This window comes from Nonomuraea sp. IBHARD001, from assembly GCF_056106265.1.
Genome location: NZ_JBWBBW010000002.1, coordinates 3,777,340 through 3,802,570 on the forward strand (window position 1 = coordinate 3,777,340; position 25,231 = coordinate 3,802,570).

At 72.6% G+C, this 25,231-nt stretch carries 23 protein-coding genes; 15 read left to right on the plus strand and 8 right to left on the minus strand.

The window, feature by feature from the left end; translation table 11 throughout:
- Positions 1-134 precede the first annotated feature (134 nt).
- On the plus strand, positions 135-2,291 hold the full coding sequence (locus ACTWNK_RS19280) for an MMPL family transporter (protein ID WP_474305639.1): 2,157 nt from the start codon (positions 135-137) through the stop codon (positions 2,289-2,291).
- 453 nt (positions 2,292-2,744) lie between these two features.
- On the opposite strand, the gene ACTWNK_RS19285 is transcribed toward ACTWNK_RS19280, so the two are convergent.
- A complete protein-coding gene (locus tag ACTWNK_RS19285) occupies positions 2,745-3,527 on the minus strand; it encodes an IclR family transcriptional regulator (protein ID WP_474305641.1) in 783 nt (260 codons plus the stop codon).
- 167 nt (positions 3,528-3,694) lie between these two features.
- Here ACTWNK_RS19285 and ACTWNK_RS19290 point away from each other — a divergent pair, with 167 nt between their 5' ends.
- The 14 genes from ACTWNK_RS19290 to ACTWNK_RS19355 are packed head-to-tail and all read left to right on the plus strand — an operon-like array spanning position 3,695 to position 19,885.
- On the plus strand, positions 3,695-5,245 hold the full coding sequence (locus tag ACTWNK_RS19290; RefSeq protein ID WP_474305643.1) for an ABC transporter substrate-binding protein: 1,551 nt from the start codon (positions 3,695-3,697) through the stop codon (positions 5,243-5,245).
- The gene (locus tag ACTWNK_RS19295; RefSeq protein ID WP_474305645.1) at positions 5,242-6,246 is read left to right on the plus strand and encodes an ABC transporter permease; all 1,005 of its coding nucleotides are present in this window, start codon (positions 5,242-5,244) and stop codon (positions 6,244-6,246) included. The genes ACTWNK_RS19290 and ACTWNK_RS19295 overlap by 4 nt, the downstream gene beginning before the upstream one ends.
- Positions 6,243-7,142, plus strand: coding sequence for an ABC transporter permease (locus ACTWNK_RS19300; RefSeq protein ID WP_474305647.1), 900 nt, complete (start codon positions 6,243-6,245; stop codon positions 7,140-7,142). The genes ACTWNK_RS19295 and ACTWNK_RS19300 overlap by 4 nt, the downstream gene beginning before the upstream one ends.
- The gene (locus ACTWNK_RS19305) at positions 7,135-7,968 is read left to right on the plus strand and encodes an ABC transporter ATP-binding protein (protein WP_474305649.1); all 834 of its coding nucleotides are present in this window, start codon (positions 7,135-7,137) and stop codon (positions 7,966-7,968) included. Before ACTWNK_RS19300 ends, ACTWNK_RS19305 begins: the two co-directional genes overlap by 8 nt.
- Complete coding sequence (locus tag ACTWNK_RS19310; RefSeq protein WP_474305651.1) at positions 7,965-8,999, plus strand: ABC transporter ATP-binding protein; 1,035 nt, start codon at positions 7,965-7,967, stop codon at positions 8,997-8,999. The genes ACTWNK_RS19305 and ACTWNK_RS19310 overlap by 4 nt, the downstream gene beginning before the upstream one ends.
- A gap of 2 nt (positions 9,000-9,001) precedes the next feature.
- A complete protein-coding gene (locus tag ACTWNK_RS19315) occupies positions 9,002-10,069 on the plus strand; it encodes an LLM class flavin-dependent oxidoreductase (protein ID WP_474305653.1) in 1,068 nt (355 codons plus the stop codon).
- Positions 10,070-10,098: 29 nt separating this feature from the next.
- Complete coding sequence (locus ACTWNK_RS19320) at positions 10,099-11,205, plus strand: LLM class flavin-dependent oxidoreductase (RefSeq protein ID WP_474305655.1); 1,107 nt, start codon at positions 10,099-10,101, stop codon at positions 11,203-11,205.
- Positions 11,202-13,442 (plus strand): molybdopterin-dependent oxidoreductase, encoded by a 2,241-nt coding sequence (locus ACTWNK_RS19325; RefSeq protein WP_474305657.1) that lies wholly within the window; start codon positions 11,202-11,204, stop codon positions 13,440-13,442. Before ACTWNK_RS19320 ends, ACTWNK_RS19325 begins: the two co-directional genes overlap by 4 nt.
- On the plus strand, positions 13,439-15,235 hold the full coding sequence (locus tag ACTWNK_RS19330) for an ABC transporter ATP-binding protein (protein WP_474305659.1): 1,797 nt from the start codon (positions 13,439-13,441) through the stop codon (positions 15,233-15,235). Before ACTWNK_RS19325 ends, ACTWNK_RS19330 begins: the two co-directional genes overlap by 4 nt.
- A complete protein-coding gene (locus ACTWNK_RS19335) occupies positions 15,235-16,980 on the plus strand; it encodes an ABC transporter ATP-binding protein (protein ID WP_474305661.1) in 1,746 nt (581 codons plus the stop codon). Before ACTWNK_RS19330 ends, ACTWNK_RS19335 begins: the two co-directional genes overlap by 1 nt.
- Positions 16,977-18,137 carry an acyl-CoA dehydrogenase family protein gene (locus ACTWNK_RS19340; protein ID WP_474305663.1) on the plus strand — a complete coding sequence of 387 codons (1,161 nt, stop codon included), beginning with the start codon at positions 16,977-16,979 and terminating at the stop codon, positions 18,135-18,137. Before ACTWNK_RS19335 ends, ACTWNK_RS19340 begins: the two co-directional genes overlap by 4 nt.
- Before the next feature lie 55 nt (positions 18,138-18,192).
- Positions 18,193-18,732, plus strand: coding sequence for a flavin reductase family protein (locus tag ACTWNK_RS19345; protein ID WP_474305665.1), 540 nt, complete (start codon positions 18,193-18,195; stop codon positions 18,730-18,732).
- Entirely contained in the window at positions 18,729-19,190 is a 462-nt protein-coding gene (locus ACTWNK_RS19350) for a cupin domain-containing protein (RefSeq protein WP_474305667.1), read from the plus strand. Before ACTWNK_RS19345 ends, ACTWNK_RS19350 begins: the two co-directional genes overlap by 4 nt.
- The gene (locus ACTWNK_RS19355; protein WP_474305669.1) at positions 19,187-19,885 is read left to right on the plus strand and encodes a DsbA family oxidoreductase; all 699 of its coding nucleotides are present in this window, start codon (positions 19,187-19,189) and stop codon (positions 19,883-19,885) included. The genes ACTWNK_RS19350 and ACTWNK_RS19355 overlap by 4 nt, the downstream gene beginning before the upstream one ends.
- Before the next feature lie 55 nt (positions 19,886-19,940).
- Here the strand turns inward: ACTWNK_RS19355 and ACTWNK_RS19360 are convergent, their stop codons facing one another.
- The 7 genes from ACTWNK_RS19360 to ACTWNK_RS19390 all read right to left on the minus strand — a co-directional run bounded on the left by ACTWNK_RS19360 (position 19,941) and on the right by ACTWNK_RS19390 (position 25,231).
- Positions 19,941-21,692, minus strand: coding sequence for a PD-(D/E)XK nuclease family protein (locus tag ACTWNK_RS19360; RefSeq protein ID WP_474305671.1), 1,752 nt, complete (start codon positions 21,690-21,692; stop codon positions 19,941-19,943).
- Between the two features lie 95 nt (positions 21,693-21,787).
- Positions 21,788-22,705: a polyphosphate kinase 2 gene (gene ppk2 / locus ACTWNK_RS19365; RefSeq protein WP_474305673.1), complete on the minus strand. Its 918-nt coding sequence runs from the start codon at positions 22,703-22,705 to the stop codon at positions 21,788-21,790.
- A 266-nt stretch (positions 22,706-22,971) separates the two neighbouring features.
- Positions 22,972-23,220, minus strand: coding sequence for an OsmC family protein (locus tag ACTWNK_RS19370; RefSeq protein WP_474305675.1), 249 nt, complete (start codon positions 23,218-23,220; stop codon positions 22,972-22,974).
- Positions 23,217-23,837 (minus strand): VOC family protein, encoded by a 621-nt coding sequence (locus tag ACTWNK_RS19375; RefSeq protein ID WP_474305677.1) that lies wholly within the window; start codon positions 23,835-23,837, stop codon positions 23,217-23,219. The genes ACTWNK_RS19370 and ACTWNK_RS19375 overlap by 4 nt, the downstream gene beginning before the upstream one ends.
- An 11-nt stretch (positions 23,838-23,848) precedes the next feature.
- Positions 23,849-24,205, minus strand: coding sequence for a hypothetical protein (locus ACTWNK_RS19380; RefSeq protein WP_474305679.1), 357 nt, complete (start codon positions 24,203-24,205; stop codon positions 23,849-23,851).
- Positions 24,156-24,413: a hypothetical protein gene (locus ACTWNK_RS19385; RefSeq protein WP_474305681.1), complete on the minus strand. Its 258-nt coding sequence runs from the start codon at positions 24,411-24,413 to the stop codon at positions 24,156-24,158. The genes ACTWNK_RS19380 and ACTWNK_RS19385 overlap by 50 nt, the downstream gene beginning before the upstream one ends.
- A 71-nt stretch (positions 24,414-24,484) precedes the next feature.
- Entirely contained in the window at positions 24,485-25,231 is a 747-nt protein-coding gene (locus tag ACTWNK_RS19390; RefSeq protein ID WP_474305683.1) for a DUF427 domain-containing protein, read from the minus strand.

Sequence of the window (25,231 nt, forward strand, 5' to 3'; positions counted from 1 at the left end):
CGCTCCCGCCCTGTCCTGCCTTCGATGATAGAGAGCGGGGCTTGCCACTTCCCACTGTGGTGGACTTGTGAGCATCATATGGATAGTCGATAGTGTCGCTATCCATAATTCGCTCGGGATCGAGGGGGAGTGCGTTGTTAGCCACTCTGGGAGGCTTCGCCGTACGGCGGCGGCTGTGGATCGTGGTGGGGGCGCTGCTGCTGGCCGTGGTGGCCGGGGGCTGGGGCGCCGGGGTGTTCGGCGTGCTGGGCGGCGGGGCCGGGTTCGACGACCCGGCGAGCGAGTCGGTGCATGCCGACCGGGTGCTCTCGGGACCGCTCGGACGCCATGCCAACGACGTCGTCGTGCTGTACGAGAGCGACACGCTCACGGTGGGCGACGCCGCGTTCGAAAGGGCGGTGCGCTCGGCGATCGAGGCGGTGCCGCGTGCGAACGTGGTCAGGCTGGAGTCGTACTGGTCGACGCGTTCGCCCGCCTTCGTGTCACGCGACGGGCGTGCCACCTATGTGACGTTGCAGCTGGCCTCCAGCGTCGACCAGGAGCGCGTGCTGCAGCTGCGTGCCGTACAGGAGGCGTTGCGCGCGCCGGGGCTGACGGTCAGGTTCGGCGGGGTCACCTCGATGACCGACCAGGTCAACCGGCAGACGATGCGCGACCTGCTGCTCGCCGAGTCGCTGTCGATCCCGGTGCTGCTCGTGCTGCTCCTGCTGATCTTCCGTAGTGTGACGGCCGCGGCGCTGCCGCTGCTGATCGGGCTGACGGCCGCGCTCGGGTCGCTGGCCGTGCTGCGGGTGGTCACGTACTTCGCCGACATCTCGACGTTCGCCATCCAGGTGGTCAGCATTCTGGGGCTCGGGCTCGCGATCGACTATGCGCTGATCATGGTGAGCAGGTTCAGGGAGGAGCTGCGGGCCGGGCGCGACCTGGACGACGCGGTACGGCGCACGATGGCCACGGCCGGGCGCACGATCATGTTCTCCGGGGTGATCGTCGCGCTGTCGTTCGCCGGGCTGACCGTGTTCCCGTCCAGGTTCCTGCTGTCGATGGGGTTCGCCGGGGCCGGGGTCGCGCTGCTGGCCGTCCTCGCGTCGCTGACCCTGCTGCCCGCCGTGCTGCGGATGGCCGGGCATCGGATCGCCACGCGCCGGGTCAGGCGGGAGCCGCCGGTCGAACAGGGCCGCTGGTACCACCTCGCGCATGTCGTCATGCGCCGCCCCGCGCTGTCCACCATGGCCATCGTCGTCGTCCTGCTCGGTCTCGGGCTGCCGTTCCTCGGGGTGAACTGGGCCAGACCGGGCGACTGGGTCCTGCCCGCAGGGGCCGAGGCCCGCGTGGTGACCGAACGGCTGGCCGCCGGGTTCGGGGCCGATCCGGCCAGGCTGGTGACCGCCGTCGTCGAGCACGCTCCGTCGCGGCCGTCGCTCGACGACTACGCGCGCAGGCTGGACGCCGTCGCCGGGGTCGAGGGGGTACGCGTCACCGGCGTAGCGGGGGATCAGGCCAGACTGACGCTCGGGTATGCCGTCGATCCGATGTCGGTCGAGGCCAGGCGCATGGTGGAGGCCGTACGCGCGGTGCCCGAGCCCGGCGGTGCCCGTGCGTCGTTCACCGGGATGCCCGCCTCGCGGGTGGACATCGTGGACATGGTGCTGTCCCGGATGCCGTGGATGGCGGTGTTCGTGAGCGTGGTGTCGTTCGTGGTGCTGTTCCTGGCGTTCGGGTCGGTGGTGCTGCCGGTCAAGTCGGTGGTGCTGAACCTGCTGTCGTTGTCGGCGTCGTTCGGGGCGATCAAGCTGATCTTCCAGGACGGCTGGCTGTCGGGTGTGCTGGGGTTCGTGCCCGTCGGGGCCGTCGATGTGAACTTTCCGGTGCTGATCGTGGCGATCGCCTTCGGGCTGGCGATGGACTACGAGGTGTTCCTGCTGTCGCGGGTGCACGAGGAGTGGCTGCGCACCGGCGACACCGCCGAGTCGCTGGCCAGGGGGTTGCAGCACACCGCACGCATCATCACGAGCGCGGCGCTGCTGGTCGTCGTGGTGGTCGGCGGGTTCATGGTCTCCGGGATCACCTTCATGAAGATGACCGGCGTCGGCCTGACCATCGCCATCGTCATCGACGCCACCGTGGTCCGCGCCCTCCTGGTGCCCGCCACCATGCGCTTGCTCGGCCCATGGGCCTGGTGGTCGCCGCCGGGCCTGCACCGGTTGTGGCAGAGGTACGGCATGCCGGAGTCCACCACGGGCCGGGAGCCATCGGGCGGACGCTTGAGGCGCGAGGAGGTGGCCGGGTAGCCGGTGGGCGCGTGACCGGGTGGCCGGTGGCCGGGTGTCCGGGTGTCCGGGTCGCTGGGTGACCAGTGGCCGGTGGCCGGGTGACCCGTGGGCGGGTGGCTGGGTGGCTGGGCTTGGCCCGTGGGTGCGGGATTTGTGGCCCTGTGGGGGCTTGGGGGGCTGAGGCTGGAAGCTGCGGGGGCAGCGGGGCAGCGGGGGTGGCTGGGGCAGCAGGGACAGTTGGGGTGGCTGGGGCAGTTGGGGTGGCTGTCTGTATGCATGTGGGGATTTTTCGCGATAGAGCCCCAGACCGGGAGGTCGTCAGCGAGAGCTCCACAGACCGGAGCCCCGCACTCCACACCCCCGCACTCCACACCCCCGCACTCCACACCCCCGCACTCCACACCCCCGCACCCCGCACCCCCGCACTCCACACCCCGTGCGAAGGCCCAGGTCCCCCCGAACCCCGCCCCCTCAAGAAGGCGCATAAGCCAATGGTGCCCCGCTGAGCAGTGTTGTGGTGGCCGACAGGGCGGTGGTGAGTTCGGGGAGGCGGTCGTCGCCCAGGCGGACTGAGGGGCCCTGGATGGCGACGGCGGCCAGGACGTTGCCTCGGCCGTCGCGGACCGGCATGGCGAGGGCGCGTACGCCGGGGACGCGTTCCTCGTAGTTGATGGCGCAGCCCCGGGCTCGGATGCGGTCGAGTTCCTCGGCGAGTTCGGCATGCGTGGTGATGGTCGAGTCGGTGAACCGGGTGAACGGCTCGGCCATGGCCACGTCGGGTGTGCCGAAGGCCAGCAGGGCCTTGCCCATCGCGCACACGTGTATGGGATTGCGCGTGCCGGGCTCCTGTTCGTAGCGCAGGGGCTGGCGTGAGGGGACCTGGAGGAGGACGGCGACCTCGTCGCCGATGCGTACGCCCAGGTTGACGGCTTCGCCGGTGAGGTCGCGCAGCTTCTCCAGCTCGGGCAGCATCGTGGTCGCGCCGAGCCGTTCAAGGGCCAGGCGGCCGAGTGTGGCCGTGGTGATGCCCAGGTGGTAGCGCTCGGTGACCGGGTCCTGGCCCAGCATGCCGGCGGTGTGCAGGGCCCGGATCAGCCGATGCGCCGTGCTCACCGACAGGCCGACCCGCTGGGCGACCTCGGTCGGGCTGAGCGAGGTCGAGCGTTCGAAGGAGCGGAGCACGGTGATGGCCCGTTCGACGGCCTGGGTGCCGGTGCGCGTCGTGTCCTCGATCTTCGATTTTCCGGTGTCCACAGCCCCAGCTTAACCGCTGTTCCAATTTCCTACACTCTTGACGGGTTTTTGGGGGATTACTACTATGTGGAACTGTGATCATGCGATGTGGGATCGCGACCAGCCGTCACGAAGACCCCTGAACTCCACCGTTCATCCCCGAGAGTCATCCCCGAGAGGACCCCGCCATGCCTGCCGGATCACCGCATCGACGATCGAGAACAGCCGCCGTGCTGGCCTTGCTGCTCTCCACCAGCCTGACCCTCACCGCGTGCGGCACCGCCGGGACACCCGCAGGAGCGGCGGGCGGCGGCACCGGCCAGACGCTCAAGTGGGGCTGGGTGCTTCCCACAACGTGGGATCCGGTCACCTCCAGTGCCGGTAACGACGTCAACGCCCTCTCGCTCGTCTACAGTGCGATCACCCGCCTGGACGAGCAGGGCGGCGTCATCCCCGGCCTGGCGTCGGAGTGGACGTACGCGGCCGACGGCAAGAGCGTCACCTTCACCCTGCGCCCCGGCCTGACCTTCACCGACGGCACGCCGCTCGACGCCGAGGCCGTGCGCAAGAGCCTGCTGCGCGGACGCGACCAGCAGGACTCCCTCATCGCCTCCCAGCTGCGCAATGTCGTCGACGTCACGGCGGAGGGCCCGCAGCGGTTCACGGTCGTGCTCAAGGACGCCGACTACCAGCTGCCCGCGCTGTTCGCCGGAAAGACCGGCATGGTCGTCAGCCCCAAGGCGTTCGAGGCCGACGCCAAGTCGATCGGCGCCAAGCCGGTCGGCGCCGGGCCGTACCGGCTGGCGCAGCTGGTGCCCGGGTCGCACGCCAATCTGGAGCGCAACGCCTCCTACTACGACGCGGCGCGCATCCACCCGGCGAGGTTCGAGGTCAAGGCGATCTCCGAGCCCGCCACCGTGGTCGCCGGCCTGCAGTCGGGCCAGTACGACGTGGCGCTGCTGCCGCCGGGCCAGATCGAGGCGGCCAAGGCGGCGGGGCTCAAGGTCGACGTCATCCCGGCCCTGACCGTACGGGTGCTCGACGTCAACAACAAGATCGCGCCGTTCGACAACCCGAAGGTCACCGAGGCGCTCAAGTACGCCGTCGACCGCAAGGCGCTGCTGGAGACCTCCAACTTCGGCGTGGGCGAGGTCAACCTCCAGCCCTTCCCCAAGGGACACGCGGGCTACAACCCCGCCCTGGAGAACCTCTACGGCTACGACCCCGAGAAGTCCAGGAAACTGCTGGCCGAGGCGGGCCACCCGAACGGCGTGGACGTCCCCCTCACCACGAGCGCGCCCGAAGGACTGCCCGAGCAGGTGCAGGCCCAGCTCAAGGCGGCGGGCTTCAACGCCACCATCAAGCTCATCGCCCCGGCCCAGCACACCCAGCTCGTCTACGTCAGGCACAACGTGGCGCTCGCCCCCGACGGATTCGTCGGCAGGGAGTCGCCGCTGCAGGCGCTCGGCGTCGTCTACGGGCCCGAAGGCCTGATGAACCCGGGCCGCAACACGCCCAAGGCGCTGCTGGAGAAGTTCGACGAGATCCGGACCACGCCGCTCGACGACCCGGACTACGGCAGGCTGCTGCAGGAGGCGGTCGAGATCGGCGTGCGGGAGCTGCCCAATGTGTGGCTGTTCTCCTCGCCCAGGGTCTTCGCCCGCAACGCCAAGGTCAGTGAGCTGCCGCGCGGCCTGGCCGTACAGCGGTTCGACGACGTGACGGTCGCCGGCCCATGACCGTGATCGCCCTGCCGGGCGCCGCCGCGAGCCGGGGCGGGTGGCGCGGGCTGCCGGTCAGGCTCGCGGGCGGGCTGCTGACGACGGCGACCGTGGTCCTGGTCTCGACGCTGCTCACCTACGCGCTCGGCGCGCTCGGCGACGCCAACCCGGCCGCCACCGTGCTGGGCGAGACCGCCACCGCCGAGGACATCGCCAGGATGAACCACGAGTTCGGCCTGGACCGCCCCTTCCTCGACAGGTACCTCACCTGGCTCGGCGGCGCGTTCACCGGTGATCTCGGCCTGTCGTGGTTCACCCGGATCCCGGTCGCCGAGAGCATCGCACAGCGGCTGCCCGTCGACCTGTCCATCACCGTACTGGCCGTGCTCATCGCGGTGCTCGCGGGCGGCCTGGCCGGGATCGGCGCCGCGGTGAACGCGGGCGGCAGGTTCGACAGGGCGGTCACCGCGGTCTGCGCGGCGGCGGCGACCGTGCCCGCGTTCGTGGTGGGCATCGGGCTGGTCGTGCTGTTCGCGGTGGTGATCCCGATCCTGCCTTCGGGCGGGTACGTGCCGCTGTCGGAGGATCCCGCCCAGTGGCTGCGGCTGATCACCCTGCCCGCGGTGGCGCTCAGCCTGGACGCCGCCGCCGACGTCGCCCGCCAGTTGCGCACGTCGCTGGTCGGCGCATTGCGCGAGAACTACGTCACCGGCGCGGTCGTGCGCGGCCTGCCACGCGGCAGGGTGCTGCTGCGGCACGCCCTGCGCAACGCGGCGGGACCGGCCGTCACCGTGCTCGGCCTGCAGATCCCGCGCCTGATCGGCGGCGCGGTCGTCACCGAGGCGGTGTTCGCCCTGCCGGGGCTCGGCCAGCTCACCCACGAGGCGGCGCTGCGCGGCGACGTGCCCGTCATCCAAGGGGCGCTGGTGGCCACCATCGCACTCGTCCTGGTCTCCAACGTCGCGGTCAACGCCCTGGTGCTGTGGCTGCGGCCGGGCACAGGAAGGAGAACGGCATGAGCGGGCACGACGGCGCGCTGCGCAGGGCGTGGCGGCTGCCCTCGGTGAAGGCGGCGGTGGCCGTCCTGGTCGTCGTGGGCGTCGTCGCGGTCGCGGGGGAGTGGATCGCACCCTACGACCCGCTGGCCCAGGACCCGGGCGCCCGGCTGCAGGGGCCTTCGGGCGCGCATCCGCTCGGCACCGACTACCTGGGCAGGGACGTGCTGAGCAGGCTGCTGGCCGGCACCGGCCTCTCGGTGGTCGGCGCGGTCGAGGCGGTCGGCGTCGGACTGGTCGCGGGCGCGCTGCCGGGCCTGGCCTCGGTGCTGGCCGGGCGGGTCGCCGAATGGGTGGCGATGCGCGTGGTCGACTCGCTGCTCACGCTGCCGTTCATCGTGTTCGCCATCGCGGTGGCCGGGATCGTGGGCAACGGCGTGCACCAGGCGATGGTCGCCATCGGCGTGCTGCTCGCCCCGGTCTTCTTCCGCGTCACCAGGACAGCGGCGCTCGGCTTCACCCGGGCCCAGTACGTCGAGGCGGCCGAACTGCTCGGCGCCACGCGGGGGCGCATCCTGCGCACGCACATCCTGGCCAAGGTACTGCCCACGATCGCCGTCACCACGGCCAACGCCACCGGCGCGGCCCTGCTGGTGGTCTCCTCGCTGTCCTTCCTCGGCATCGGCATCGAGCCGCCCGCGCCGACCTGGGGCGGCATCCTCGCCTCCGACCTGGGCTATCTGGCCCAGCGCCCGCTGGCGCCGCTCGCGCCCGCGCTGGTCATCATGATCACCGTCGGCGCGCTCAACGCCCTGGCCGACGCCGTACGCGATGTCAGCGGTGACCACGCGGCGCCCTCGGGTCCCGCGCGGGCCGCCGAGCCCGTCCAGGCCGCCACGAAGGAGCCAAGCCATGCCTGACCCCCTGTCCTCGTCGCATTCCTCGACCGAGCCGCTGCTGCGGGTGCGCGACCTGCGGGTCACCGTGTTCGGCGGGCGCACCGAGGCCGTGCGCGGTGTCAGCTTCGACGTCGCACCCGGCGAGGCCGTCGGCCTGGTCGGCGAGTCGGGCAGCGGCAAGTCCCTCACCTGCCGCGCGGTGCTCGGCGTGCTCGCCCCCGGCTGCGCCGTCTCCTCCGGCTCCATCCAGTACGGCGGGCAGGACCTGACCGCGCTCACCCGCAAGGAGTGGACCAGGCTGCGCGGACCCGGCGTCGCGGCCGTCTTCCAGGACCCCGCCTCCTACCTCAACCCCTCGCTCACGGTCGGCGGGCAGCTCGCCGAGGTCCTCAGGGTCAAGACCGGCCTCGGCAGACGGGCGGCCAGGGAGCGGGCCGCCGGCCTGCTGGCCGCGATGGAGCTGCGCGACCCGGAACGCGTCTACGGGCAGTACCCGCACGAGCTGTCCGGCGGCATGCTGCAACGGGTGCTGATCGCGATCGCCGTCTCCTGCGACCCACGCCTGCTCATCGCCGACGAGGCCACCACCGCGCTCGACGTCACCGTACAGGCCGAGGTGCTCGACCTGGTGGGCCGCCTGCGGGCCGAGCGTGGCCTGGCCCTCGTCCTGGTCTCGCACGACCTCGCCGTCGTGGCCGAGACCTGCGACCGCGTCGTCGTGCTCTATCAGGGCGAGGTCGTCGAGAGCGGCGCCACGGCCGACGTGCTGGCCGACCCCCGCCACCCCTACACGCGCTCGCTGGTCCGCGAGGCCGAGGCGTTCTCGCTGGTCGGAGCGGCCGGATGAGCCGCGAACTGCTCAGGGTGCGCGGCCTGTCGGTGCGGCTGGGCAGGCCCGCGGCGCCCGTCCTGACCGACGTCGACTTCACCGTCGCGGCCGGGGAGATCGTCGGCGTGGTCGGCGAGACCGGATCGGGCAAGACCACCCTGGCCCGTGCCGTGCTCGGCCTGGTCACCCCCGTCGCCGGAAGCGTCGAGGTGGCGGGCGAGACGGTCTCGGCGCTGCGCGGCAGGGCGCTGCGCGAGCACCGCAAACGCGGCGTCGTGCAGTACGTCTTCCAGGACCCGCTGCGCTCGCTCGACCCGGACCTCACCCTGGCCGAGAGCATCGGCGAAGGCCTGGCCGTACGCGGCGCGCCCCCGGCCGAGCGTGCCGAGCGCGTCGCCCGCGCGCTGGCGCTGACCGGCCTGGACCCGGCGCTGGGCGAGCGCACGCCCGGACAGGTCTCGGGCGGCCAGCGCCAGCGCGCGGCGATCGCCAGGGCGGTGATCTCCGAACCGAGGCTGCTGCTGTGCGACGAGCCGGTCAGCGCGCTGGACGCCGCCCACCGCAACCACGTGCTGCGCCTGCTCGGCGACCTGCGCGACTCCCTCGACGCCGGGATCGTGGTGATCTCGCACGACCTGGCGTCGCTCGCCGGGGTCGCCGACAGGGTGGCCGTGCTGTACCGGGGCCGGATCGTGGAGGAGGGGCCGGTCCGCGAGGTGTTCGACGACCCGCGCCACCCCTACACCGCCCTGCTCGTCGCCTCGGCGCCCCGCGTGTCGGGACGGCGGCGCTACCCGCTGGAGGCCCTGCGCGGCGACGGCGGGCCGCAGCCGGGCACGGGCGGATGCGCCTTCGCCTGGCGCTGCCCCTTCGCCGCCGCCTCCTGCGCCCTGACGCCGGAGCCCACCGCCGTGCCAGGCGCGCCCGGCCGGTCGGCCGCCTGCCACCGGATCGACGACTGGCCCGCGCTCGCCTCGGCCCACGACCCCACGACCCCGGCCGCTCGCACCGCGATCGCGCCGCACCGACTCGTCAGCAGAGGAGCATGACCATGGTTGAGTTCATCGGTCTCGTCAGCACCCAGGAGAGCAGCGAGAGCCAGTCGGCGACCGGGCCGGTCGTCCAGCCCGAGTACCTGCGCGGGCTGGCGAAGGCGCACGAGGAGTCCGGGTTCGACCGGGTGCTGATCGCGCACTGGTCGAGCGCGCCCGACGGGTTCACGGTCGCCGGGCAGGTGCTGAACGCCACCGAGCGCCTCGGCGTGCTGCTGGCGCACCGGCCCGGCTTCCTGGCGCCCACGGTCGCGGCCCGCGCCTTCGCCACGCTCGACGCCTTCCACCCCGGCCGGGTCGCCCTGCACGTCATCACCGGCGGCGACGACGCCGACCAGGCGCGCGACGGCGACTTCAGCGACAAGCCGTCGCGCTACCGCCGCACCGACGAGTTCCTCGACGTGCTGCGCCGCGAGTGGACGGCCGAGACGCCCTTCGACTACGAGGGCGACTTCTACCGGGTCGCCCAGGGCTCCTCCTCCGTTCGGCCCGAAGGCCGGGTGCCGATCTACTTCGGCGGCGCCTCCGACGACGCGGTACGGGTCGGGGCCAAGCACGCCGACGTCTACGCCTTCTGGGGCGAGCCGCTGGCCGGGATCGCCGAACGCATCGAGCAGGTGCGCGCCGCCGCCGCCCCGCACGGGCGCGACCCGCGCTTCAGTGTCAGCCTGCGCCCGATCCCCGCCGCCACCGAGCAGGAGGCCTGGCAGCGCGCCCAGGACATCCTCCGGCTCACCAACGAGCGGGTGGGCACGCTGCGCAGGAACTTCCCCATCGACTCCAGCGCCCAGGAGGGCTCGCGCCGCCTGCTCGAGTACGCCGCGCAGGACGACGTGCACGACAAGCGGCTGTGGACGGCGCTGGCCAAGGCGACCGGCGCTGGCGGCAACTCCACCGCGCTGGTCGGCAGCTACGAGCAGGTCGCCGAGTCGCTGCTGGACTATGTCGGGCTCGGCGTCTCCACCCTGCTCATCCGCGGCTACTCGCCCTACGCCGACGCCGTCGACTACGGCAACCTCATCAGGCTCGTCAACGAGCAGACCGACCGGCAGCCCGCCACCGTCTGAACCGGACACGACCCCGAAAGGACTCCCGCATGTCCATCGAGATTCTCGGCATGGTCGCGACCAAGGACTTCTCCGAGACCAGAGGCGCCTACCTCGAAGGCGACCCCGTCGACGCCGACTACCTCATCGCCTTCGCCCAGGCCCACGAGCGGGCCGGGTTCGACCGGGTCCTCATCGGCTACGGCGCGACCGGGCCCGACGGGTTCGCGGTGGCCGCGAGCGTGCTGCACAACACCGGCCACCTGCGCGTGCTGATCGCCCACCGGCCCGGGTTCGTCCAGCCGACGCTGGTGGCGCGCAAGCTGGCCACGCTGGACGCCCTGACCGGCGGCGGCCGGGTCGCCATCCACCACATCAGCGGCGGCAACGAGACCGACCAGCGCCGCGACGGCGACTTCGCCGACCACGACGCCAGGTACCGTCGCACGGCCGAGTTCATGAGCGTGCTGCGCCGTACCCTGACCTCCGCTGAGCCGTTCGACCACGCGGGTGAGTTCTACCGGGTCGAGGGCGCCTTCAGCCTGGTCAAGCCGATCGCGATCGACGGCGTCCCGCTGTACTTCGGCGGCGCCTCCGACGCGGCCGTGCGCGCCGGGGCCGAGCACGCCGACGTGTACATGCTGTGGGGCGAACCGCTGGCCGAGACCGAGCAGCGCATCGCCCGCGTGCGCGAGCAGGCCGCCCTGCACGGCCGTACGGTGCGCTTCAGCCTGTCCACCCGGCCGATCGTCGCCGACACCGAGCAGGAGGCGTGGGAGCGCGCGGCCGAGATCAAGGCGATGACCGCCGTCAGGCTCGGCTCGGGCAAGGGCCTGCGCGGACAGGGCGGTCTGTCCACCTCGGTCGGCTCGGCCAGGCTGATCGAGCAGGGCGCCGCACGCGAGGTGCACGACGAGCGCCTCTGGTACGGCGTCACCAACCTGACCGGGCCCGGCGGCAACTCCACGGCCGTGGTCGGCACCGCCGAGCAGGTCGCCGAGGCGCTGCTGCGCTACTACGACATCGGTGTCGACACCTTCCTCATCAGGGGGTTCGACCCGGTCCAGGACGTGCACGACTGGGGAGCGGGGCTGGTGCCGCTGCTGCGCGCGGGGGCGGCCAGCCGGGCAAGAGGCGTCGTGGGCGCGGGAGCGTGAGCGTTCACCTCACCACCTCGCACTGGGGGGCCTTCCGGGTGCGGACCGGCGCGGGCGGCACGCTCGCGGTCGAACCGCACCCGGACGACCCCTCGCCCTCACCCCTGCTCGGCAATGTGGCATCGGCGCTGCGCCACCCCACCAGGGTGGCGGCGCCCGCCGTACGCAGGTCCTGGCTGGAGAACGGGCCAGGCCCCAGGCCGCGCACGGCGGGCGAGGAGTTCGTCGAGGTCGGCTGGGAGCACGCGCTCGACCTGGTCGCGGCCGAGATCGCCAGGGTCGCGGCCGGGCACGGCAACAGCGCGATCTTCGGCGGCTCCTACGGCTGGGCCAGCGCCGGGCGCTTCCACCACGCGCAGAGTCAGCTGCACCGCCTGCTCAACACGGCCGGTGGCTTCACCTCCTCACGCAACTCCTACAGCCTCGGCGCGTCGGCCGTGCTGCTGCCGCACCTGGTCGGCGACGCCGAGGCCGTGCTGCGCCGCGCCTCCACCTGGCCGACCATCGCCGAGCACACCCGCCTGATCGTCGCGTTCGGCGGCATCCCGGCCAAGAACGTGCACGTCACACCGGGCGGCGTCACCCTGCACACCACGCCGGGCCATCTGCGCTCGCTGCGCGCCGAGGTGGCCCTGATCAGCCCGATCCGCGCCGACCTGCCGCCCGGCGTCCCCGCCACCTGGTACCCGGTCCGGCCGGGCACCGACACCGCCCTCATGCTCGCCCTGGCCCACACGCTGGTGAGCGAGGGCCTGCACGACACCGCGTTCCTGCGCACCCACACGACCGGCTTCGACGTCTTCGCCCGCTCCCTTGAGGGCAGGGACGCCGACTGGGCCGCCGCGATCTGCGACATCCCGGCCGACGCCATCAGGGACCTGGCCCGCCGCATGGCCGCCACCCGCACGCTGATCACCGTCACCTGGTCCCTGCAACGCATCGAGTACGGCGAGCAGCCGGTGTGGGCGGCGCTCGCCCTGGCCGCGCTGCTCGGGCAGATCGGCCTGCCGGGCGGCGGGTTCGGGCACGGTTACGGGTCGATGGGCGACGTCGGCGGCACCGGCCCGACCGAGCGCCTGCCGTACCTGCCGCAGGGCCGTAACCCGGTGCGCGCGTTCATCCCGGTCGCCCGGATCGCCGACATGCTGCTGCACCCGGGCGAGCACTACTCCTACGACGGCCAGGACCTGAGCTATCCCGACATCAGGCTCGTGTACTGGGCCGGAGGCAACCCCTTCCACCACCACCAGGACCTCAACCGGCTGCGCCGCGCCTTCGCCGCGCCCGACACCGTGATCGTGCACGAACCGCACTGGACGGCCACGGCCAGGCATGCCGACATCGTGCTGCCCGCCACGCTGCCCCTCGAACGCGAGGACCTCGGCTCCGGCCGCCGCGACACCCACCTCATCGCCATGCGCCGCATCGCCGAGCCGTACGGGCTGGCCCGCGACGACCACGACATCCTGGCGGGTGTGGCCGCACGGCTGGGCACGCTGGCGGAGTTCACCGAAGGGCGGACGCCGAGGCAGTGGCTCAGGCACCTCTACGAAGGGTGGCGCACGCCGCAGCGGCCCTCGTTCGAGGAGTTCTGGGAGCGCGGCGAGCTGGTGCTGACGCCCGGCGCCGAGCACGAGACGCTGTTCGAGGCCTTCAGGGCCGACCCGCTGGCCCATCGGCTGGCCACCCCGAGCGGCAGGATCGAGCTGCACTCGGCGACCGTGGCCGCCTTCGGCTACGACGACTGCCCAGGCCATCCGGTGTGGCGCGAGCCCGCCGAGTGGCGTACCCGTGACAGGCACCCGCTGACCCTCATCGCCAACCAGCCCTCCACCCGCCTGCACAGCCAACTCGACGTCGGCGACCACAGCCAGGCGGCCAAGGTCGCGGGCCGCGAACCCGTCGAGCTGCATCCCGCCGACGCCGAGGCCAGAGGCATCGCCGACGGCGACGTCGTCCGCCTGTTCAACGACCGCGGCGCCTGCCTGGCCGGAGCCGTGCTCACCGACGCCGTGCGCCCCGGCGTGGTGCGCCTGGCCACGGGCGCCTGGTACGACCCGGAGGGCGAGCTGTGCCTGCACGGCAATCCCAACGTGCTGACGGCCGACCGGCCCACCTCACGGCTGTCGCAGGGCTGCGCCGGGCAGCAGGCCCTCGTCCAGGCCGAACGTTTCGACGGCGACCCGCCGCCGCTGCGTGTGCTCGCGCCTCCCACGCTGGTACGGAGCGACCGATGACCGCCGTGCAGGAGCGCCCCGCGCCTTCACCCGCGCCTTCGCCCGTGCGCGAGCGGGCCGAGGCGGGCGTCAACCGGCGTGGATGGCGGCTGATGCTGACGGCCGTGCGGCCCTACCGGGGCACGGTCGTGGCGGGCGTGGCCGCGGGCCTGGTGTGGAGCGCCGGGAAGGTCGCGGTGCCGCGCCTGGTCGGGGCCGGGCTCGACGACGGCCTCGCGGCCGGGAACATCGGCGTGCTGGTGGCCTGCGCGCTCGCCGTCGCCGCCGTCGGGGTCGTCTCGGGCCTGGCCGCCGGGCTGCGCAGGTACTTCGGGCAGGTCGTCGCCTGGCGGGTCGAGGCGGACCTGCGCGGGCGGCTGTTCGCCCACCTGCAGCGCCTGCATCTCGGCTTCCACGACCGCACCCCCACCGGCAGGCTCATCTCGCGCGCCGCCACCGACCTGCAGCAGGTGCAGCAGCCCATCGTGAGCATCGCCATGGTGATCTCCAATGTGTTCATCGTCGCCGGGGTCACCGCGCTGCTGCTGAGCATCGACGTCGCGCTGACCGCGATGGCGCTCACCTCGGTCGTGCTGATCCTGCTCGGCGCGCGCAGGTTCTCCGCCCGCCTGCATCCCTCCTCACGCCGGATGCAGGCCGAGCTCGCGGGCCTGGCCACCGTGGTCGAGGAGAGCGTCACCGGCATCAGGGTGGTCAAGGGGCTGGGCGCCGAAAGCGCCGAGGAGGCCAGGCTCGCCGCACGGACCACCCGCATCCTGGAGGCCGGTCTCGCGCTGAGCCGGACCAGGGCCACGTACCTGCCGCTGATCGAGTTCCTGCCCTCGCTCGGCCTGGTCGCCGTGCTCTGGTTCGGCGGCAACGCGGTCGCGGCGGGCACGATGACGCTGGGCGAGCTGGTGCAGTTCAACTACTACGTGCTCATGCTGGTCGGGCCGCTGCGGATGACCGGCATGATCGTCGCCCAGTTCCAGCGCGGCCTGGTCTCGGCCGCCCTGGTCGGCGAACTGCTCGCGACCGAGCCCGAGATCGTCTCCGGCGTCAGGCCGGCGGCCGTGCCCGCCAGGGGCGAGGTGAGGTTCCGCGACGTCTGGTTCGGCTACGGCGAAGGGCCGGACGTCCTGCGCGGTCTGAACCTCACCCTGCGTCCCGGCGAGGTCGTCGCCCTGGTCGGCGCCACGGGCTCGGGCAAGTCCACCCTGGTCAACCTCATCCCCAGGTTCTACGACGTACGGCGGGGCGCCGTCCTGCTCGACGGCGTCGACGTGCGGGAGCTGCGCCTGGCCGAGCTGCGCGGCGCGGTCGGCGTGGCCTTCGAGGACGACCACCTGTTCGACGGCACCATCCGCGACAACATCGCCTACGCCGACCCGGACGCGCCCATCGAGCGCGTCGAGCGCGCGGCCGGGCTCGCGGGGGCGGCCGAGTTCGTCGCCGGGCACGACGCCGGATACGACACGGTGATCGGCGAACGCGGCCTCGGCCTGTCGGGCGGCCAGCGCCAGCGTCTCGCCCTCGCCAGGGCGATCATGGCCGATCCGCGTGTCCTCGTCCTCGACGACGTGACCAGCGCGGTCGACCCGGCCAAGGAGCACGAGATCAGGCAGGCGCTGTCGGTCGTCATGCGCGGCCGTACCACGCTGCTGGTCAGCCACAGGGCCGCGACCATCGCGCTGGCCGACCGGGTGGTGCTGCTGGACGAGGGCCGATGCGTGGCCGAAGGCGGGCACGAGGAGCTGCTGGCCACCTCCGCGCGCTACCGCGAGGTGCTCGCGGCCGACGGGAGGAGCACGTGATGGTGTGGAACCTCACCTACGCCGTCTCCGACGAGGACCGCCTCGACGGCAGGCAGACCAGGCGGGTGCTGCGCCGCACACTGGCGGCGCTGCCGCGCGGCCTGACCGCGCTGAGCGCGCTCGTCCTGGTCGCCGCGACGCTCGGCGGGCTGGCCGGGCCGTGGATCCTGAGGTACGGCATCGACGAAGGGCTGCGGCCGTCGGCGCCCGACACCGGGGTGCTGGGGGTGGCGACGCTGGCCTTCCTCGGCGCCGCCGTCCTGACCGTGCTGCTGGGCAACGCGCAGATCAGACTGGTGGGCGTCATCGGCGAGCGGTTCCTGCGCGACCTGCGCGGCCGGGTGTTCAGGCACCTGCTGCGCATGCCCGCCGCCTTCCACGACCGGGAGCCGACCGGTCGCCTGGTGGCCAGGATGACGTCCGACATCGACGCGCTGCAGGACCTGGTGCAGCTCGGGCTGGTGCAGTTCGTGCAGAACGTGCTGACGCTGAGCCTGCTGCTGGTGCTGCTCGCCCTGCTGTCGTGGCAGCTCGCCCTGGTCTGCCTGCTGGTCGTGCCGCTCATGGCGCTGGCCACACTGCGCTTCAAACGCGACTCGGCCAGGGCCTACCTGGACGTGCGCGACCACGTCGGGCGGACGATGTCGGCGCTGGCCGAAGGGCTGTCGGGCATCCGCATCGCCCAGGCATTCGGGCAGGAGCGGCGTCAGCACGACGACTTCCTCCGGCACAACGGGCGGCTGCTGCTGGCCAACACGTTCGCGGTGCGGGTGCAGGCGAGGTACCTGCCGGTGATGGAGTTCTCCTCGGCGCTCACCACCGCGCTGGTGCTCGGCGCGGGCGGGTTCATGGTGCTCGGCGGCGACCTCACCGTGGGCACGCTCACCGCGTTCGTGCTGTATTTGCTGGGTGTGTTCGAGCCGGTGCAGCAGCTCAGCTATCTGTTCAACACCATCCAGTCGTCGGCCGCCGCCCTGGCCAAGCTGTACGAACTGCTCGACACCGAGCCCGAACTGCGTTCGGGCACCGCCGAACTGCCCGCACGCGGGGAACTCGTCCTCGACGACGTGCACTTCGGCTACGACGGCCACCGCGTGCTGGACGGCGTGAGCCTGCGCGTGGCGCACGGCGAACGGCTGGCCCTGGTCGGGCCGACGGGCGCGGGCAAGTCGACGCTGGTCAAACTCGCCGCCCGCCTGTACGACCCCGGCGCGGGCCGCGTCACCTACGGTGGCGTCGACCTGCGCGAGGCCGGCCCCGAGGCGCTGCGCCGGCGCATCGTGCTGCTGCCGCAGGAGGGCCACCTGTTCCAGGGCAGCGTGCTGGACAATGTGCGTTTCGCCAGGCCGCAGGCCCAGGAGGCCGAGGTGCTCGCCGCCCTGTCCTTCACCGGCCTCGACCCCGCCGCCGAGGCCGGCGACAGGGGAGCGCTGCTGTCGGCGGGCGAACGCCAACTCGTCGCGCTGGCCAGGGCGGCCCTGGCCGGAGCCGATGTCCTCGTCCTGGACGAGGCCACCTCCAGCGTCGACCCGGGTACGGAGGCCCGGGTGAACGCCGCCGTCGAACGGCTGACGGCCGGGCGCACGGTCATCGTGATCGCCCACCGCCTGTCCACCGTGCGCGACGCCGACCGGATCGCACTGATCGCCGACGGCGGCGTCGCCGAGATCGGCACCCACGACGAGCTCATCGCACGCGGCGGCAGGTACGCCGCACTGTACGACCACTGGGAGGTGGCCCGATGACAGGCGAAAGCCATGGCCAGGCCGGTCTCGACGCCGTGCTGGCGCGCATCGCGGAGCGGGCCGCGGGCCACGACCGCGACGGCGCCTTCCCGCACGAGGCGTTCGAGGAACTGCACGCCACAGGGGTGCTCACGCTCACCCTGCCGAAACAGGCGGGCGGGCAGGGCGCAGGGCTGGCCGCCACCGCCGCCGTCGTGGCCGCGCTCGGGGCAGCCGATCCGTCGGTCGCCCTGGTCGCCTCGCAGTACCTCATGACGCACGCCGCGCTCGGCAGGCCGGGCAACGCCTGGCCGACGGCCGTACGCGAGCGGATGCAGCGCTCGGCGCTCGACGGGCCCGCGCTGGTCAACGCGCTGAGGGTGGAGCCGGACCTCGGCACACCGGCGCGCGGCGGGCTGCCCGCGACCGTGGCGGCACGCGAGGACGGCGGCTACCGGCTCAGCGGGCACAAGACGTACTGCACCGGCATACCCGGCCTGCGCTGGCTGCTGGTGTGGGCCCGCACCGACGACCCCGAACCGCTCGTCGGCTCCTTCCTCGTCGAGGCGGGCACGCCCGGCTACCGGGTCGAACGCACCTGGGACCACCTGGGCATGCGGGCCACGCGCAGCGACGACGTCATCTTCGAGGGCGCCTGGATCCCCGCCGAGCACGCCGTCGACGTCCACCCCGCGGGCCCGCCGCCGCCCGGCAGGGGAGCGCCGTTCCTGGCCTGGAACAACGTCGTCATCAGCTCCGTCTACCACGGCGTCGCCAGGGCGGCCAGGGACTGGCTGGTCGGCTACCTGGGCGAGCGCACCCCGGCGAACCTGGGCAGGCCGCTGGCCACACTGCCGAGGTTCCAGGCGGCCGTCGGCGAGATCGACGCCCTGCTGCTGACCGGCACCCGCCTGCTGGAGGCGGCGGGCGCATCGGCCGACGCCGGTGACGAGCGGGCCGGGGCCGAGTCCGGCCTGGTCAAGTACACCGTCACCGGCAACGCCGTCCGAGCCGTCGAATCGGCGCTGGCGCTGATCGGCAATCCCGGCCTGTCCAAGGCCAATCCCCTCGAACGCCACTACCGCGACGTCCTGTGCGGGCGCGTCCACACGCCTCAGGACGACACCATCCTGACCGGCGCGGGCGCATCGGCGCTCGGCATCGGCGGCGCCAGGTGAGCGCCCCCTTCGCTTTCCCATCCGTGACCGTCCCGTACTCCAGCAGGAGGCACCGATGACCATCCCCACGATTCCCACGATCCACGACGACCTGGACCGGGCCGCCTTCCTGGCCGCCTTCAGGCAGCACGCGGCCGGGGTGGCCGTCGTCACCATAGCCGGGCATGCCGGGCCCGCCGGGTTCACGGCCACCTCGCTGGCCTCGGTCTCGCTCGATCCGCCGCTGCTCAGCTTCGGCGTCTCGGCCACCTCCTCCACCTGGCCCGCGCTGCGCCACGCCGAGAGCGTCGTCGTGCACGTGCTGGCCGACGGGCAGCGCGAGCTCGCCGAGCTGTTCGCACGCAAGGGCGCAGACCGGTTCGGCCCGGCCACCCGATGGTACGAACTGCCCACGGGCGAGCCGGTCCTGCACGGCGTGGCGGCGTGGCTGCGCTGCCGGATCGAGGAGAGGTTCACCGCGGGCGGGCACCGCCTCATCGTCGCCGCCGTCGTCGAGGGCTCGGCCGAGCCGGGCAGCAGGCCGCTGCTCTACCACGACGGCGGATACGGCGTCCTGCAGCAGCACCCGACCTACCTGAACAGGAGAGACAGTTGAGCATCGTCCTGCCGGAGGACCCCTACCACCGCAGACTGCACCACGTGGCGCCCGCCGCTCTGACCTCGGAGACCGCGCAGACGGGCGGCATGCACCGCCGGGCCGCCATCAGCGGGCGCAGCGTCGGCTCCAGCGGCCTGTGGATGGGCCAGACGCACGTGGCGCCCGCCACGATCTCCTCCAACCACCACCACGGCGCCTCCGAGACCGCGATCTACATCGTCAGCGGCAGGCCGTCCTTCGTCTTCCTCGACATCGAGGGGGAGGAGCCGAGGGAGATCAGGATCGACACCGCGCCGGGCGACTACATCTTCGTGCCGCCGTTCGTGCCGCACCGCGAGGAGAACCCCGATCCCGACCTGGAGGCCGTCGTGGTCATCGCCCGGAGCACCCAGGAGGCGATCGTGGTCAACCTGCCCGAGCTGAAGTGGGCCGGGCCGGTCAGGACGACGGCATGACGGCGCTCAGCGCGGCCGAGGTCGAGGTGGCGCTCGGCCTGGAGGTGGTGGAGTTCACCGATCCCGGCTGCGTCTGGTCGTGGGTGGCCCATCCCGTGCTCGCCGAACTGCGCGAGGACCTGCTCGCCAGGCCGGGCGTGCGGTGGCGGCGCGTCTTCGGCGTCCAGCTCGACGGCCCCGCCGGTGGGCGCGGCGACGCCAAGGCGGTGCTCGCCGGGTGGCGGCAGGTCGGCCGCGAGACCGGCAGGCCCATCACACCCGTGCTCGACTGGGCGCACGTCAGTACCAGGACGGCTGCCGCCGCCGCCGTCGCGGCCGAACTGCAGGGCGTGCCACAGGGCGACGCGGCCCTGCTGCGGCTGCGCGAGTCGTTCTTCAGGCACGGCCGCCCCGCCGACTCGGCCGCCTCCGTCGCCGAGGCCCTGAACGGCACGCCGTCCCTCAATCTGGAGCGACTGCTGGACGACCTCAGCTCGGCCGCCGTCGACGCCCGCCTGCGCGCGGACTGGTCGGAGACCCGCACCCCCCTGCCCGAGGCCTTCACCACCCCCGAGCCCTCGGTCAGGCAGGTCGACGACCACTTCCGCTACGTCTTTCCCACGGTGCTCTTCCGGGGCCCCGCGGGCAACGCCGTACTGGCGGCCCACCACAGCCTGCGCTCCTACCAGGCCGCAGTGGAACGCGTGACCGGCTGAAGGCCGTGGAGGGCCGCACACCGGCCCTCCACGGCAGCCTTTGCGCCGGGCCGGGTCAGAACGGCGGTTCGTCGTCGAGGTAGGGGTCGGCGGCGGCTGCGGCGATCGCTTCGACCCTGGCGTCCGGCGATCCGGGGCCGGGCAGGACCTCGCCGGTCGCGGGGTCGAAGTGCACGGCCTGCTCCTGCGTGGCGCGGGAGGCGTCGGGGCACCAGCGGGAGACCGGGCAGCTCGCGCACCACCAGCCGGGCGTGGCGTCGAACCGCACGTCGGTGTGCCACTGCCGTACCTTCGTGTGCAGGACCGCCCTGGCGGCCTCGACCACCCGGGGGTCGGCCGCGTCGAGGGTGATGACGGGCTCGGCGCGTTCGGGGTGCAGCTGCTCCAGCTCCACCAGGCCGGTGCGCGCCCCGAACACGCCACCGGCGATCAGGCAGACGGCCAGCGCGAGCTGCGGGACCATCTCCAGCGCGTTGTCCTCGGTGATGCCGCGCACCAGCGCCGTGGTCTTCAGCTCGCGGTACACCAGCCGCCCGTCGACGCGGCGCAGCAGGTCGGGATGGGCCAGGACGACCACGTCGGCCACCGGGTCGAACGCCGCGACCTTCGGCTCGGTCCTGACCTCGGTGACCTCACCGGGCCCGAGCAGCGGGCAGACCGTCAGATGCTGCACCAGGTACGGCCTGGCGGCGCGGTACTGCTCGCGGTCCATCAGGCCGTCGGCCAGGGCGAGCGAGGCGGCGTCGGCGGCGGGCAGGTCGGCCTCGGCGCACGGCCTGCCCCTGCCGTGCGCGTTCTCCAGCCACAGGTGCACGTCGCGCCCGCGCCGCACGGCCGAACTCGTCTCCCAGTCGGCGGGGACCCGCAGGTCACGCAGATGGGCCTGGGCCGGGCAGATCTCGTAGGTGCGCGACGTCGTGATCGACCACGTCCTGCGATGGGTGCCCGGATCGGTGAGCCCGAGCAGGCCGGGCGTGCTGACCAGCGCCTCGCACGAGACCTTGGCACGGCACGTCGCGCAGTCCTGCCCCGGCGCCTGCCCGCCGCCCGCGAGCAGCCGGGCGGCGACCGGCCTGACGGTGGCGGCGTAGTCGTGCCTGATCTGCTCGGGGGAGGCGTCGAGCAGGACCTTGTCGGCGCCGGTCGTGAGGCCGACCTCCACCACGCGCACGCGCTGCGGGCCCGGCGTGGGCGCCTGGACGGGCACGGGGATGGCGGAGTAGAGCTCCCTGTGGTCGACGACCCGCTCGCCGACGCCCGCCACGTAGGCCATGGCCAGGGTCGAGGCGCTGTCGGCCCGGCCGGTGGGCTGCCGCATGCGCATGCGGCGGAACTCCACGAGCGAGCCGTCCGCCGAGGCGTACCAGCGCCCCCATGCGGTGAGCGAGCGCAGTTCGGCCACCGATCTGCCGCCCTGCACGATGCGCGGGTTGCGCTCGGGCAGCAGCGGCGGGTGCGCGGCGGCCAGCGACTCGGCGACCTCCAGGTAGGTGTGGCAGGCATGCCCGATCCAGCTCACGACCGCCGGGTGCACCGGATCGCGGCCCGCCGCCAGCACCTCGCCGAGCGCGGCCTCGCAGTCCTGGCCGCCGAACTCCACGGCGTCGAGCACACTCATGACGAGGCCGAGCGGGAACTCCTCCCACGGCGCGTAGCGCCTCTTCTCGTAGGCGGGCGGGCGCATCGAGGGCCTGGCCTTGACGGCGGCGAACTCGTCGCAGTCGCCGGGGCGGCGGTCGAGCAGGCTGGCCGACAGCCGGATGACGTGCGGGTTGCCGCGGAATCCGGATCCGTTGGCCCAGTCCATGCCGCTCCTCGTGGTGGGGATCTCGTGCTAGGGGAAAACCCACCCATGAGAGCAGAGCCGCAGCACCCGCACAACCGATTCCGCCGATCGCGCAGTCAGGGCGAAGGCGGCTCCTCCGGGCCGTGATGATCTTCGTCGAAGATGTCGGCGGCGGAGATGACCACGAGCGGGTCGGGCGTGCCGACGATCTCGTGGTCCTTGTTGTCGTAGTCGAACAGGCTCAGCACGTGCCGCATGGCCTCCAGCCTGGCCCGTTTCTTGTCATTGCTCTTGATCACCGTCCAGGGCGCGCTCGCCGTGTCGGTGTGCTGGAACATCTCCTCCTTGGCGGCGGTGTAGTCGTCCCACTTGTCGAGCGAGGCCAGGTCCATGGGCGAGAGCTTCCAGCGGCGCACCGGGTCGACCTGCCGGATGACGAACCTCGTGTGCTGCTCGGCCCTGGAGACCGAGAACCACAGCTTGACCAGGTGCAGCCCCGACTCCACCAGGACACGTTCGAACACGGGGGCCTGCCTGACGAACTCGGCGTACTCCTCGTCCGTGCAGAAGCCCATGACGCGCTCGACGCCCGCACGGTTGTACCAGGAGCGGTCGAACAGCACGATCTCGCCCGCCGCCGGGAGGTGGGCGACATAGCGCTGGAAGTACCACTGCGTCCGCTCGCGCTCGCTCGGCTTCTCCAGCGCCACGACGCTCGCGCCTCGCGGGTTGAGATGCTCGGTGAACCTCTTGATCGTCCCGCCCTTGCCCGCCGCGTCCCGCCCCTCGAACAGCACGACGAGCCGCTGGCCGGTGCGTTTGACCCAGTACTGCAGCTTCAGCAGCTCGATCTGCAGCAGCCGCTTGTCGTGGTCGTAGCGCAACCGCGCCAGCCGCTCGTCGTAGGGGTAGTGCTGACGCCAGGTGTCCACCGCCCGGCCGTCGGCCCGCAGCAGGACGGGATCGTCGTCGTCGCTGTCGTCGATGCTGAGCCCGGGCGCGTCGGCGAGCAGATCGAAGTGCATATCGGTCATGCACGGCTCACAGGGCAGAACACAATAAGGGTCATGCCTGATATCTGACCCAGACAATCGCCCACAATCCCCACCAGCCATCTGTTCACCGACGTTTCACGACGCCTCCGCCTACCCGGCGGTGCGGACGATCGTGCCCTTGATCTCGACCGGGTTGCGGATCAGGTTGAGGATCGGGCAGACGCGTTCGACCTCCGTCTGGAGTCTGGCCAGGTCCTCGTCGGAGGCCAGGGAGTCGAGCGGGACCTCCAGCTCGGCCGCCTTGATCAGGAAGCCGACTTGATCAGGAAGATGTGCGTCACGCAGCTGCCGAGCACTCCGGCCTGCAGTTCGGGCGGGCCGGGGCCGAGGTCGTACCCGGCGAAGTCGGGTGCGCTGTCGCTCAGCAGCTGGAAGTCCCTGATCCTGATCCTGCGCAGACCCGAACGCCCCTCGGCCAGCCGTACGGGCTCGCCGCCTGTCTCCGGTGCGGCGGCCTGGCGCTTGTGGACGAGGTACTCGCGCAGTGTGCTCATCGCAGGGTCACCAGGCCGTTCGGCGTCCGCAGCACGGCCTCAAGGACCGGCGCCGGGCCCGCCGACACGGTCAGGGAGGCGCCGAGCGCGTCGAGCGCCGCCTCGACCTCGCCGGGCGAGGGGTGCTCGGCCCGCAGCGACACCAGCGTGAGCTGCGGCAGGCCGGACGCCGACGGATGCGTGGTCGAGCCCCAGTCGATGACGAACGGCGTCAGGCCGATCGCCTCACGCGACTCCTTGCGGGTCAGCCGCCACTCCAGCAGCGTGCCGTCCGGCTTGCGGCGCGAGAGCGGGTGCACGTCGCCGGGGTCGTGGCCGTCGCGCCTGGCCCTGGCGACGACGGCGTCGATGTCGTCGGTGCGTACGGCCCAGGCGGCCAGGCGCGGCTCGGTGAGCTCGTCGAGGCCGAAGGCGCTGGGGCGCAGGGCCTGATCGGCGTCGGGATCGGGGCCGATGATCTCCAGATAGGCGCCTTCGCCCAGGCCGACCAGGTAGTTGGCGGTGCCGCCGGGATGCGCGCCGCCGGGCGCGGGCGCGAGACCGGTCAGGGCGGTGAAGTCGGCGACGCCCTTGAGCAGGTCGGGCACGGCGTGGACGAGGTGGTCGAGTTCGGTCATGAGGCAGCTCCCTAGGACAGCATGAGCCGGTTGGCCCGGTCGAAGAAGGCGGCGGCGTGGATGACGTCGCCGATGGCCGGATCGTCGAGCCCGGCGGCGCGCAACGCCTCCTGAAGTACGGCGAGCCCCTCGCCGCCGCCGGAGGCCGGCAGCGCGTCGTGGGCGCGCCGGGCGTGCCCTACGACCGCGAGGCCGTGCGCGATGAACAGATGGGTGAGCCCGACGTCGGCCGCTCCAGCCCGACGACCTTGCGCGGTGGTGGTCTTGCCCGAGCCGGACTCGCCGGCCAGCGCGTGCTGCCCTTGGCGACCCCGAAGCTCACCTCGTCGACCGCGCGGAAGCCTCTCCTCGATCCTGCCGTCCTTCATCACCAGCAGTCTGCCCGACCTGGCGGCGGCCACCCCCCAGGTCGTGGGTGACCAGGAGGACGGCCATGCCGTAGTCGGAGGGCAGGGCGTCGAGCCGGTCGAGGATGCGCCGCTGCACGGTGACGTCGAGTGCGCTGGCCGGCTCGTCGTAGAGGGGGAACCCGGCGTCCTCGACCGTGGCCTCGTCGTAGGCCCGCACGTCGCGCACGTGGTCGGCCTGCCCGGAGGTGAGCGTGCCCGGACGTACGGAAGCCTGCCCCTCTCGTCCCCCTCGTCCGGCTACTCCGATCCCTTGGCCGGGCTGAACAGCGTCACAGGCCGCTCCTGCCGTACCCCGTCCACCACGATGTCGGCCACCTCGTTGTAGAACGCGACATGATCCTTGATCGGCGCCGCGGCCGGGATCGGGTCGGGATAGGCCCACGCCACATCGGCGGGCACGCCCTCGACCGGCTCGCGCAGCGACCAGTAGGAGGCCACGCCCTTGTACGGGCAGCGGGTGTGGCTCGCGGTCGCCTCCAGCAGGTCGAAGCGCACGTCCCCGGGCGGGATGTAGTAACGCGTCGGCAGCCCGGTCTCGTACAGCAGCACCGGCCGGCGCGTTTCGGCCACGACCTGCCCGCCCAGCTCCACCCGCACGTGCCGTGAGCTGGGGATCGGATCGACGCGCTTGTAGGGGTCGCGCGGGTGCACGAAGATCTCCTCCTCTTCCTCCAGCCATCTGTCCAGCACCGGCTCGGCCTGCCTGAACCAGGTGAAGGACACGTGGCCGGGCAGCTCGTCGAACCTCCTGGCGGCGGCGCGTACCCGCGTGTCGCCGAGCACCAGGTCCAGGTCGCCCTCGACCTCGCCCGGCGTCAGCAGGTCGGTGCGCACGTCGGCGTCGGGAAAGGCGTAACGCGGCACCGGGTGGTCGGGCAGCCACACCAGGACCGGCGTCCTGCTGTCCACCACCAGCGTCCCGTCCCGGTACCCGCGCACCCAGCGCAGGCTCGGCTCCCAGTTGAACGTCCTGTCGTAGGGCAT